The organism is Paenibacillus sp. P22 (assembly GCF_000469945.2).
GTDB lineage: Bacteria > Bacillota > Bacilli > Paenibacillales > Paenibacillaceae > Paenibacillus_O > Paenibacillus_O humicus.
This window is the reverse complement of the sequence record NZ_CBRA020000231.1, coordinates 1-11,926: the sequence shown is the minus strand read 5'-3', so window position 1 is coordinate 11,926 and position 11,926 is coordinate 1. Positions and strand designations below refer to the sequence as shown.

At 61.6% G+C, this 11,926-nt stretch carries 9 protein-coding genes; 8 read left to right on the top strand and 1 reads right to left on the bottom strand.

The window, feature by feature from the left end; all coding sequences use genetic code 11:
* Nucleotides 1-237: 237 nt before the first annotated feature.
* Nucleotides 238-549 carry a hypothetical protein gene (locus BN871_RS28015; protein ID WP_157060380.1) on the bottom strand — a complete coding sequence of 104 codons (312 nt, stop codon included), beginning with the start codon at nt 547-549 and terminating at the stop codon, nt 238-240.
* 134 nt (nt 550-683) lie between these two features.
* Between BN871_RS28015 and BN871_RS24000 the strand changes: the two genes are divergently transcribed.
* The 8 genes from BN871_RS24000 to BN871_RS23965 form a co-directional block, all read left to right on the top strand.
* Complete coding sequence (locus BN871_RS24000) at nt 684-1,664, top strand: multidrug resistance efflux transporter family protein (RefSeq protein ID WP_048749455.1); 981 nt, start codon at nt 684-686, stop codon at nt 1,662-1,664.
* A gap of 102 nt (nt 1,665-1,766) precedes the next feature.
* Nucleotides 1,767-2,891 carry a phosphodiester glycosidase family protein gene (locus BN871_RS23995; protein WP_048749454.1) on the top strand — a complete coding sequence of 375 codons (1,125 nt, stop codon included), beginning with the start codon at nt 1,767-1,769 and terminating at the stop codon, nt 2,889-2,891.
* A gap of 61 nt (nt 2,892-2,952) precedes the next feature.
* Complete coding sequence (locus tag BN871_RS23990; protein ID WP_053087041.1) at nt 2,953-3,657, top strand: ABC transporter permease subunit; 705 nt, start codon at nt 2,953-2,955, stop codon at nt 3,655-3,657.
* 321 nt (nt 3,658-3,978) lie between these two features.
* Nucleotides 3,979-5,349, top strand: coding sequence for an ABC transporter substrate-binding protein (locus BN871_RS23985; protein ID WP_198158099.1), 1,371 nt, complete (start codon nt 3,979-3,981; stop codon nt 5,347-5,349).
* A 350-nt stretch (nt 5,350-5,699) separates the two neighbouring features.
* Entirely contained in the window at nt 5,700-7,253 is a 1,554-nt protein-coding gene (locus BN871_RS23980) for an extracellular solute-binding protein (RefSeq protein ID WP_053087040.1), read from the top strand.
* Nucleotides 7,254-7,257: 4 nt separating this feature from the next.
* Nucleotides 7,258-8,895 carry a response regulator gene (locus tag BN871_RS23975; protein WP_048749450.1) on the top strand — a complete coding sequence of 546 codons (1,638 nt, stop codon included), beginning with the start codon at nt 7,258-7,260 and terminating at the stop codon, nt 8,893-8,895.
* Nucleotides 8,888-10,705 (top strand): sensor histidine kinase, encoded by a 1,818-nt coding sequence (locus tag BN871_RS23970; protein WP_048749449.1) that lies wholly within the window; start codon nt 8,888-8,890, stop codon nt 10,703-10,705. Before BN871_RS23975 ends, BN871_RS23970 begins: the two co-directional genes overlap by 8 nt.
* Before the next feature lie 150 nt (nt 10,706-10,855).
* Nucleotides 10,856-11,926: family 43 glycosylhydrolase (locus BN871_RS23965; protein ID WP_157060379.1), on the top strand; the 1,071-nt coding region annotated here is incomplete at its 3' end.

The following is an 11,926-nucleotide window of genomic DNA, read 5'->3' as shown; positions in this document are numbered from 1 at the left end:
CGTCCGGTCTTTGCGGCTGCGCGTCATGCCGGGGGTCGAAGAACAGATTGCCCTTCGCGAACGGGAAATCGTCCATGCGATGAGGTTCAAGGAATCCGTGGAAATCATCAAAGCGGACATGGGCCAGAAGAAGGTGTACTGAACGAAACCGACATATCGGAAACCGAGAATGTACAGGAACATAGGAAAAAACGCCGGGGAAGCCCCCGGCGTTTTTTGTTGGGACGGCAAGAGAAATCAGCGGTCGAAAATGGAAGGGGGACGGTGTCCGCCCCCATGGAAGCCGCCCCCATGGAAGCCGCCCCCATGGAAGCCGCCGCCATGGAAACCGCCGCCGTGGAAGCCGGGGCCATGGAATCCGGGACCGAAGCCGGGGCCGTGGAAGCCCGGTCCGAATCCAGGGCCGAACCCAGGCCCGAAGCCGGGACCGAACCCGCCGATCGGGAACGGAATAGGGAGAGGAACAACGTCCGGATAGAGCGGATAAGGGTACGGATAAGGGTAGGGGTACGGATACGGGTAGTCGGGACCTGCAGGTACAAATGACATGAGGCATGCCTCCGATGGATTAAGGATGTTACAGCCTATGCCGGAACGGGCGAAACGGGCACTGGCCTACTCGGCCCAAAAGCGGTTTAATAGCAGTAAGGCATTGAGCTCTGCAGAAAGGGAGGAGGGCCTTCATGCGTCCTATCGCGCTCGGCGCCGCATCGGCATTATTGTTCGCGGTCACGTTCGTGCTCAACCGCGGGATGGAGCTTGCGGGGGGCAGCTGGCTCTGGAGCGCATCGCTCCGATATTTCTTCATGGTTCCGCTGCTTCTGCTTCTCGTTGGCGCGAGAGGCAGGCTGCGTCCCCTGTTCCGGGAGATGAGGCTCAGGCCAGGCAGCTGGCTGCTGTGGAGCTTTGTCGGCTTCGGGCTGTTCTACGCCCCGATCTGCTTTGCGGCCGCCTACAGTCCCGGCTGGCTGACGGCCGGGGTGTGGCAGATCACGATCGTATCGGGATCGCTGCTGGTTCCTTTCTTCTATGAGACGGTCATGACTGCGGAAGGAGCCCGCAGAAGGCGCCAGAAGCTTCCGCTGAGAGGATTGGCATTGTCGCTGATCATCCTTGCGGGTGTAGCGCTGATGCAGATCGGATATGCGAGCCCGCTGCACGGCGGAGAAGCATGGCTGGGGGTCTTGGCCGTCGCCGCGGCCTCCTTTGCCTATCCGCTCGGCAACCGCAAGATGATGGAGCTGTGCGGAGGCCGGCTGGACGCCTACCAGCGCGTGCTGGGAATGACGATTGCCAGCCTGCCTTTTTGGCTGCTGCTGGCCGTTCTCGGCTGGACGATGGAAGGACCGCCGTCCGGCGGCCAGCTGCTGCAGACGCTGCTCATCGCCGTGTTTGCCGGAGTGGCGGCTACGGTGCTCTTTTTCCACGCCACCGATCTGGCCCGAGGCAGCACGGAGAAGATGGCTTCCGTCGAGGCCACCCAATCCCTGGAGGTGCTGTTCGCGGCGGGCGGGGAGACGCTGCTGCTCGGGAGCGCCTATCCTTCTCCGGTCTCCTGGATCGGAACAGGCGTCGTCATGGCCGGAATGGTTCTGCACAGCTACGCCTCCCGCCAGCGAAGCGGCTCCTTCCGCACGGATAGAGCCGAAGCCAAGGAGGGCTAGAGGGGAGCCTGCCCGGCTGCAGCGGCGCGGCTTCCATATATTCCTGAAACTTTCGCCCTGCTCCCTTCGTCTGAGTCGTTGACTATGATGGTGGAGAGAGGGATGACGTTGGCTCAATTAGCTCCCCGCACAAAGGCGCGCAAGAAGCGGAGCCGCAAGAAACGGGGATTTTTCGCAAGTCTGTTCCGCCTGTGCCTGATGTTGGGCGCGGCCGGAATCGTCGCAGCCGGTGGTTTGGCCGCATGGCTGTTCTATACTCCCAGCGGAAACGAATACCGTTATCTGGCGGCGGATACGCTGATTACGACGCAGCATCGCATCTGGGCCAAATATCTCATCGGCCAGGAGGAGCTGGACAAGCGCGTCGCCGCTTACCAGCAGTCCTTCGACAAGATGGGCCAGGAGGCCGATCATCATGAGATCGTGCGGCCGGCCGGTTCGTCGACGGCTTCCGACAAGCCGAAGGAGCTGGTCTCCGTCGAGCCGATATCCGGCAAATCCTACAAGGGCTTCGTAATGACGGTCAGCGATCCGACCAAGATCAGGCTCGGCATTCCTGCCGCCAAGGGCAAGGGGGAAAAGGTCACGAGCATGGTGAAGCGCTACGGTGCGATCGCGGGAGTCAACGCCGGCGGCTTCGCGGACCCGAACTGGAAGGGCAACGGCTTCCAGCCGATCGGCGTCGTCATTTCCCGCGGCAAGGTGCTCTACCAGGATCTCGACAAATCCAAGAGCACCCAGATCGTCGGCCTCGACAAGAGCGGCAAGATGATCGCCGGGCATTACACGCTGAAGCAGCTGGAGGACCTGGGCATTCAGGAAGGCGTCACGTTCCAGCCGCGCATCATCGTGAACGGCAAGGGGCTTGTCAAAAACCATGCCGACGGCTGGGGCATCGCTCCCCGCACCGCGATGGGCCAGAAGGCGGACGGATCGATCTTGTTCGTCGTCATCGACGGCCGCCAGCCGGGCTACAGCATCGGCGCTGATCTGTACGACGTGCAGAAGATTTTGCTGGATCGCGGCGCGGTCATTGCGGCCAATCTCGACGGCGGCTCGTCCACCGTGCTGGTCAACGGCGGAGAGATTGTCAACAATCCGTCTTCCCAGCACGGCGAACGGTATTTGCCGACCGCGTTCCTCGTGTTCGACGATCCCGATGCGGCCAGCATTCCCAACGTATGGCAAGGGCTGAAGCCGGGAGACATCGACGCCTCCAAATGGTAGGTTGCCTATTGCGGGTGCTTCCCGTATGATGATGGCAATCAATCAGGCAAAGGGTGGGAGCATGGCGAAGGATATCGGCATCAACAAGCTGTATAGGCCCGAGGCGGTCATTTTCGATATGGACGGCACGCTGTTCCAGACGGAGACGCTGCTGCGCCATGACGGGGTACGCGCTGGCGAGGCTCGCCGTGCCGTTCAAGGGGCTGATCACGGCGCTCGTCATCCTGACCTTCCTCATCCCGCCGCAGGTGATCATCATTCCGCTGTATGTCATCTTCAGCAAGCTCGGCCTGCTCAACACGCTGTTCGTGTTCCTCGTGCCGGCGCTGTTCGGCCAGGGGCTCAAGGGGGCGCTGTTCATCCTCATCTTCCGCCAGTTCTTCCGCGCGCAGCCGGCCAGCTGGAGGAGGCGGCGAAGCTCGACGGGGCGTCCTCGTTCCGGCTGTTCTTCCGCATCATGCTGCCGCTCGCCCAGTCCGCCTGCCTCGTCGTGTTCCTGTTCTCGTTCATCTGGTACTGGAACATGTACTACGAGCCGTCCATGTTTCTCGCGAACGGCTTCACGCCGCTGTCGATCCGCCTCGACAATCTGGAGGACGTGCTCAACCCGTCCTTGCTCGGCAACACGCATTTCATTACGAATCCCGTGACGGAAGGCACCAAGATGGCTGCCGCCTTCCTCATCATCCTGCCGCCGCTGATCCTCTTCATGGTGCTGCAGCGCTGGTTCGTCGCCGGCATCGAGCGGACGGGAATCGTGGAATGAATCGGGGCAGGCGCCTTGAAGGGAGGGATGCGCTTTCGTCCGGCGCGGACGTGCTGTTTCCGTTCTATGCGGCCGAGCATGGCTGATGAAGCCGGAGCTGCGGGCAAGCTCAAGCCCGAGACTGCCCGCCTGCTCGCGAAGCCGGTTTTCCGAAAAACGCCGAGCGCCCGCCGCAGACGCGCGGATTTCTCCCTTCTTCAAGGGGAACTCAAGAAATCCGGGTTCGACAGCGGCCCCAGGGGCCGCCCGAATTCGGCTCGCCTTGCTCGGCGTTCAAGCCATCCGTTCAATTACGGTTCCTATCAGGGGAGGATATCCAAGATGACCAGCAAAAAAACGATTCATTCCGTGCTCGGCACGGTGCTCGCCTTATCATTCGTTCTGGCCGGCTGCAGCGGCAACAGCGCGAACAACGCTCCTGCCTCCGGAAGCCCGGCTCCGAGCACGGCGGCCGATACGGACGCGGCAGGCGGCGGAGGCGGCGCGGAAGAGAAGCATGATCCCGTCACGCTGAGGTTCATTTCGTGGAAGGATTCCTACAACGAGCTCTACGAGCTGTTCCACCGGAAATACCCCTGGATCACGATCCAGCAGATTCCCGTCAACTCCCAGCCGATCATGGAGATCATCGCGGCTCAGGAAGCGGCGGGCACGCCGGCGGATGTCACGGAGATCGACTCCGACCTCATCACGTTCCAGCAGAACGGCCTGATCGAGGATCTGACGCCGTACATCGACAAGAGCGACATTTTCAAAAACGCCAAGTTCCCGGAAGGATTTTTCGACACGATGACGTTCAAGGGCCAGAAGCTCGCCGTCCCGATGGTCGACGTGCCGATGTGGGTGCTCGTGAACAAGGACCTGCTCGCCAAGCACGGCATCGACATGCCGGGCAACGACTGGACGTACGACGACTTCCGCGACGTCGCCAAGCAGATCACCGATCCGGATGCGGGCGAATACGGCGTAACGACCCAGCCCGAGATCCAGATGCGGCTGCTCAGCACGAAGGCGATCGCGGACGGCCATGCCGACAATCTGCAGTACATGAACAAGGATTTGACGCAAAGCCTGCTCAGCACCCCGGATGTCATCAACGACGCCAAATGGCTGCGCGAGTTCGTGACGAAGGACGGCTCGATGCAGAGCGAGGCGGCGGCCGCGGCCAGCGGCGGCGTGACCAAGGAGTTCATCAACGGCAAGACCGGCTTCGCGATCGGCGGCGACTGGGTGCTGCCGACGCTCAAGGAGAAGGCGGCGTTCAGCTGGGATGTGCTGCCGTTCCCTAAAGGCAAGGTGAGCCAGCCGGGCTACTCCATCTACGGCCCGCTCGCGCTGCTGTCCGGCTCCAAGCATAAGGAGGAGGCGTTCCTCTGGCTCAGCTTCCAGTTCACCAAGGAAGCCCAGAAGTGGAAGATCGACCAGGGCGCGAACGCTTCGGTCGTCGATCCCGAGCTGACGGCTTATTACGACCAGGCTCCGATCTGGCAGGGCAAAAACATCGAGGCGGTCAAGATCGCCCAGAAGAACGCCTACATCCAGCCCGGCCTGACCGTCCCCGGCTGGAACGAGTACAATTACAACAACATCGTCAACGACATCGTGTTCGGCGATCGCGACATCAACGACCTTATTCCGGAGACCGAGGCCTGGAACAAGAAGACAACCGAGCTGGCGGCGGCGCTGAAGTAGCGGCGAGGATGGGAATGGACTCTTCGGGCTGAAGGGAAGAAAAAGAAAAGGACTGTTCCGCAGAGCCTCGGGGCTCCAGGGAGCAGTCCTTTCTGCGCGGCGGCAGCGAACAGATTGGAGCGCGAAAGCCCGCTTGCCTGATGAAGAGCGGAAGGGATCGAATTCGTCTATTGAACTTTATCTGGAGAATCCGCCAAGATCAGACGGGATTGTTTGCAATCGCCTCATTGTCGGAACGACGAAGCGGAGCTATCATTAACGGGAAGCGATCTGAAATGAAAGCGCATACTCGATAAGGCGCCGTCCGGCGCCTGTTTTCATATTCCATTCCGAAGGGAGGGCCCGCGCGCATGTTCGCGACCAAGCTAGGCAAACTCGCAGCGGCTGCCTGCGTTCTCCTCATCGTGGCCGGCCTGTCCGTCTATATGGCCCGCGGCCCGGACGGCCACGCTGCCCGGGAACCGCAGCTTCCGGCATCCGAGCCGGAGGTCACGCTCAAGTTCTACTTCGGCGGCGACAAAAAAGCCGCGACCGACGAAGTGTGGACGGCGGTTAGCGACTACGTCAAGTCCAAGGGCTTGAACGTGAAGTTCAACGTCAACTTCATCCCCTGGCCGGAAATGCCGGGCAAGCTGCTCGTGATGGCAGCCGCCGGCGACCGCTGGGATCTGAACTTCGATTCGGACAACTCCTATCAGCAGATGGCGGCGCGCGGTTCCTACCTGCCCCTGAACGAGCTGCTGCCGAAGTACGCTCCCCGCCTGTACGAAAAATACAAGGATCTGGACACGCTGTCCGCCACGACGGTGAAGGGCGAGGTGATCGCCCTGCCCTGGACGATCAAGATGAACCAGCGCTTCTACGCCGGCTGGCGCTCCGATCTCGCCGAGAAGGCCGGCATCCGCCGCAGCCCGGGCTCCGTCCAGACGGTCGAGGACGTCGATGTGCTCCTGCATGAGCTGAAGGCGGCCTATCCCGACGCCAAGTTCACGCGGACGTCTCCGCTGCCTCTCTATATGATGCGGGAGGAGTGGGTCGACCTCGGCTTCCACGGCCTCGGCTTCTATTACGGCGATCCGCAGGTGAAGGTGCGGGCGATCGAGGAGCAGCCGTTTTACCTGGAGTCTGCGGAGATGAGCCGGAAATGGTACAACGACAACATCCTCAACCGCGACGCGACGATCGACAAAGAGAGCGCCGCCGACCAGTGGAGGAACGGGAAGATGCTGTTCACCATCACTTCCCACGAATGGGCCTACGCCGCCGATCCGGGCTTCTCGGACGGCTCGTACCGCCAGCAGATGTCGCTGATGTATCCCGGCAAGCGGTATATCAACCGTTCTCCGATCGCGAACGTGGCCGCCATCAACCGCAACTCCGAGCATCCCGACCGGGTGCTCCGCTTCCTGGACATGATGGAGACGGACCGGACGCTCTATGATCTCGTCATTTACGGCATCGAGGGCAAGACGTACGAGCTGGAGGGAGACACGGCGGTCTATCCCGGCAACATGGGGTTCGCCACGAGCAATTATATGGACTGGGGCGGCCAATGGGCGTTCTGGAAGCCGGCGTTCATGCGCCCGACCGCTACGTATCCGGCAGGCTTCTGGGAAGAGGAGACGCGCTTCGCCGAGCAGCCGATGAACGTGAAGTCGCCCGTGGAAGGGCTGTTCATCAGCGATGCGGGCATCGGCGCCAAGCTGGCCGCGCGCGATCAGAGCTACGAGGATAAGGGGAAGGCGATCGAATACGGCATGGTCCAGGATGTCGGCCCATCCGTGGAAGCCTATATCGCGCTTCAGGAAAGGAACGGCCTGGACAAGGTCATTGCCGACGTGCAGAGGCAGATCGACGACTATCTGGGCGCGAAAACAAATCAGCGTGCGAAGTCTGGAGGATGATAGGATGCTCAGCGCATTGATCGTGGATGACGAATACGAGATTCGCGAAGGCCTCCGCCGAAGGATTCCCTGGTCGGAATTCGGCATCGGCACCGTGCTGGTGGCGGACGATGGGGACGAGGCGCTGACGATGGCCGCCGAAGCGAGGCCGGATCTCATCATTACGGACATCAAGATGAACCGGATGTCGGGACTGGAGCTTCTGGACGCGCTCAGGGAAGTGCCGGACTACGACTGGCAGGCCGTTCTGATCAGCGGTTACGACGATTTCGAGCTCGTCAAGCAGGGCATGCAGCTGTCGGCGATGGACTATATCCTGAAGCCGATCAACAGGGAGGAGCTGGAGCGGATCGTGCGCAGGGCGGTCGACCTCATCGTCGGCAAGCGGATGGACAAGCAGAGCCGCGAGCTGATGAACGACCAGATGCGGCTGGCGATGCCGAAGCTGCGCGAGGAGCTGCTGCGGGAAATCGTGGAGAGCGACTATGATCCTTACCGGGAGACGCGCGTGCTGCACCGGCTTAAGGCGCTTCAGCTGGGATGGCTCGAGAAGACGCCGCTCATGCTCCTGATGGCGGAGCCCGACGATCTCAAGGCCGTCGCTTCCCAGCGAAGCTTTCCGTCCGAGAAGGAGCTGATCCTGTTCGGCATCGGCAACGTGATGAGCCAGACGCTGCAGGAGGAATACCCGGGCGAGTTCACGCTGTTCACCGATTCCGGCGACCGCTGGATCGCCGTCCTCGGCAGCCGGGACGGGCGGCATCCGGAGCAGAGCCTCGCCGTAGCGGGCGTCTGCCTGCAGCGGATCAACCAGTTCGTCAAGGTGAAGGCGAGCATCGCCCTGACGAGCGTTCCGAAGGACTGGAGCCATCTGCATGCCCAGTACGTCGAATGCGGCGAGTGGCTGGAGCAGAAGGCGCTTTACGGCGGCAACCGGCTGTTCACGGAGACGATGGACGAGGAGAGCCGGCACGAAGGCCCGCTGTCCATCCGCGAGCCCGCGGACGCGCTCGATCTCGTCCGCTACGGCTCCGATCAGGACATCACGGCAGCGATGGCCGGCTTCGTCGACATGGTGAAGGGCTGGGAGCTGGCGACCCTCAAGGATATCCAGCAGCAGCTGTTCAAGTGGCTGATGGGCATCTGCCGGGCCGCCTCCGCGGCGGGCTGGGCGGACCGCACCTGGGAGAAGGATCCCATCGCGCTGTGGGAGCAGCTGGAGCTCTACGACAATCTCTTGTCGCTGCAGGAGCATGCGGAGACCGTCCTGCTCTCGATGGCGGCCGACTTTCGGCGGATGACGGAGCCGACGAGCCAGATCGTCCACGAAGCGGAGAAGATCATCGCCTCGAGGTTCGGGGACAATCTGTCGCTGCAGGCGGTGGCGGAGGAAGTCCATGTCACGCCCGTCTGGCTGAGCAAGCTGTTCAAGAAGGAGAAGGGCAAGACATTCCTTGAGGCGCTGACGGAAATCCGGATGGCGAGGGCCAAGGAAATGCTCGGAGACGTGAAATTCAAAATCTACCAGATTTCCTACCAGGTCGGCTACAAGGACCCGGTGCATTTCACCAAGCTGTTCAAGAAGCAGACGGGCATCACGCCGAAGGAATACCGGAGACAGCGGGGAATTCTGGATGATTAAGGCTTCGCTTAAGCTGGGCTCCTCATTCCGCAACAAGATGATCCTGATCTTCTTCGCCATCACGATCGTGCCGTTCATCCTCTTCGCTTCCTACGCGTACACCAAGTCGGTCGAAGGCATCCAGAAGGCGAACGAGACGTTCTCGATGGGGTATCTGGAGCAGGCCCAGAAAAACGTGGAGGCTTACCTGAGCCAGCTGAACGACCAGATCAACGACCTGATCGGCGACAAGACGCTGCAGACGCTGCTGGAGCGTCCGCCGGCCAGCGCGCAGGATGAGGAAGCCTTCGCGGTCAACATGCTGAATCTCGTCTATCAGAAGAAAAAGCAGATCGACGCCCTCCAGCTCCGCGTCTACCCGCTGCCGCTGCAGGCTTATCCGACCTATATGAGAACGCTGGGAGAATCGACGGGCATCGGCGCAGAGGCCTGGTTCGCGGGGGCGAGGGAAAGCTCGGTGCCGACCTGGCATCTGTCGCTGCATGAGGGGCCGGGCGGCAGCCCGCTGCTCGTCTACGTCAAGACGTTCACCGGGCTGCATGACCGCGTCCCCCGCGGGCTGGTCGTCACCGATTTGGCCGACAGCCATCTGAGCCGCTTCTTCTCGCCGACCAAGCAGCTGGAAGGGCAGAAGTTTCTCGTTATCGGCGAGGGCGGAGAGGTGCTCTTCGACTCCTCCCGCAACGAGACGACCGGGCAGATCTTCGAGTCGGCGAAGCTCGCAGAGCAGCGCAGCATCCATACGGAAGGCGAGCTGCGGCTGTCCCTGCACGGCAAGGAGAATCTGGCTGCGTTCGTCAATATGGAGAGCCTGCCGTGGACGATCGTCAGCCTGACGCCGATGAGCGCCCTGACCAAGCCGGTCGAGGACTTGAACCGGCTGCTTGTCTTTTTCCTCATCGCCTACCTCGTCTGCTCCGTCGGCGTCGTCGCCTACATCACCTTGACCTTCACCCAGCCGGTTTTCCAGCTCGTGCGGCTCATGCGCAGGCTGGAGGAGGGCGACTTCAAGCTCGCCATTCCGCATCAGAAGCGCCAGGATGAGATCGGCTGGCTGTACCGGGGCTTCAGCAGCATCCTGCGCAAGATCGAGGGGCTGATCGAGCAGTCGACCCGGGCCGAGCGCAACAAGAAGGAGCTGGAGTTCCAGGTGCTCAGCCATCAGATCAACCCGCATTTCCTCTACAATACGCTGGAGTCCATCCGGTGGAAGGCGGAGAACCACGGCCGCAGCGACATCGGGGAGATGGTGTCGGCGCTCGGCAATCTGCTGAGGCTGAGCCTCAACCAGGGCAAGGACATGACGACGGTCGGCCGCGAAGTCGAGCAGGTGAAGGCGTTCGTGCAGATCGAGCAGGCGCGCATCGGCCAGCCGCTGCGGGTCGTCTATTTCTTCGACGAGGAGATGCTCGCCCTGCCGTTCATGAGGCTGCTGCTGCAGCCGCTGGTCGAGAATGCCATCCAGCACAGCATCCGCGGCAACTTCGACAAAGGCAAGGTGCTTCTCTCCGGGCATATCGAGGAGGGAGATATGGTCATCGCGATCTCCGACAACGGCAGGGGCATCCCCGACTCCGTCCTGCGGCAGCTGGACGACGGGGAAGACGGAGCTGTCGGCGGGGAAGGCAAGCGGCCGGGCGTCGGGCTGCGCAACGTCAACGAACGGCTGAAGCTGTATTTCGGGAACGACTACAAGCTCAGGATCGACACCGGGGAAGGCAGAGGGACGAAGATTACGATCCGCCACCCTATTCTGCCTGCCGGTGAACCGGGGGATGAAGCCGCCGAGGGAACAGAGAAGCGGGAGTGAGTCGGCTTTTCGGCTTGAAGCCCGGCACAGCGGCCAAGGAACCCCTGCAAAGTTTAAGGATGCCTCCTTTCGAGCATGTCCGGCACCGCGGTAAGATGATGGCATGCGCCGCGGCATGAAAGGACAACAGCAAATCGAGGAGGATTCGGCATGAGCCATCCCAAAGACGCAGCAAAAAAAACGGCGGGAAATCCCGTCATCACCTCCATCTATACGGCGGATCCGTCCGCCCACGCATGGGGAGACGGCAGAATCTACGTATATGCCTCCCATGACATGGATCCGGCCCGAGGCTGCGATCTCATGGACCGCTACCATGTCTTCTCATCGGACGATATGGCGAACTGGATCGACGAGGGCGAAATTCTCCGCTCCGAGGACGTCTCCTGGGGACGGCCGGAGGGCGGCTTCATGTGGGCGCCGGACGCCGCATGCAAGGATGGAACCTATTATTTTTATTACCCCCATCCAAGCGGTTCCCGGTGGAACGAGACGTGGAAGATCGGGGTGGCGACGAGCAGCGAGCCGGCGCGGGGATTCGTCGACCGGGGATATATCGAGGGACTCGGCGGCTTTGCCATGATCGATCCTTGCGTGTTCACCGACGACGACGGCCGTTCCTATATGTATTATGGCGGCGGCGGCAAGTGCCAGGGCGGCGAGATGGGAGAGGACATGATGTCCATCCAGGGCGCCATGGCGGATATGGAAGGGCTGGAGGATTTTCATGAAGCCGCTTGGGTGTTCAAGCGGGAAGGAATCTACTACCTCACCTATGCCGACAATCTGCATGACAACAACCGGATGCACTATGCGACGAGCCGCCATCCGCTCGGGCCCTGGACGTACGGTGGAATCTTCCTGGAGCCGACCGGATGCTCCACCACCCACGGCTCGGTCGCGGAGTTCAAGGGGCAATGGTATTTGTTCTACCATAATCAGGCCATATCCGGAGAAGGGAATCTTCGGAGCATGTGCATCGACGAGCTCCACTTCGAGAAGGACGGCTCCATCCGGACCGTCGTCCAGACGAAGGAAGGCGTGCGTTCCGCAGGCGGCGGGGCAAGCCGGACCGGCACGGCCACCGTCTACCCGGCTGGCGGTGCGTTCGAGAACGAAGCGGGACGGGATGCGGAGTTTTTCCAGACCGGCGTCGAGCTGGTCGGAGACGTTCGGCCGAAGCGGATGCCGAGGTCATCGCCCTTGCGATCGCCTCCCTGC

Coding starts and splice junctions, on each gene's coding strand:
- BN871_RS28015 (WP_157060380.1), bottom strand. CDS start 549: ATGTCATTTGTACCTGCAGGTCCCGACTACCCGTATCCGTACCCCTAC.
- BN871_RS24000 (WP_048749455.1), top strand. CDS start 684: ATGCGTCCTATCGCGCTCGGCGCCGCATCGGCATTATTGTTCGCGGTC.
- BN871_RS23995 (WP_048749454.1), top strand. CDS start 1,767: ATGACGTTGGCTCAATTAGCTCCCCGCACAAAGGCGCGCAAGAAGCGG.
- BN871_RS23990 (WP_053087041.1), top strand. CDS start 2,953: ATGGCGAAGGATATCGGCATCAACAAGCTGTATAGGCCCGAGGCGGTC.
- BN871_RS23985 (WP_198158099.1), top strand. CDS start 3,979: ATGACCAGCAAAAAAACGATTCATTCCGTGCTCGGCACGGTGCTCGCC.
- BN871_RS23980 (WP_053087040.1), top strand. CDS start 5,700: ATGTTCGCGACCAAGCTAGGCAAACTCGCAGCGGCTGCCTGCGTTCTC.
- BN871_RS23975 (WP_048749450.1), top strand. CDS start 7,258: ATGCTCAGCGCATTGATCGTGGATGACGAATACGAGATTCGCGAAGGC.
- BN871_RS23970 (WP_048749449.1), top strand. CDS start 8,888: ATGATTAAGGCTTCGCTTAAGCTGGGCTCCTCATTCCGCAACAAGATG.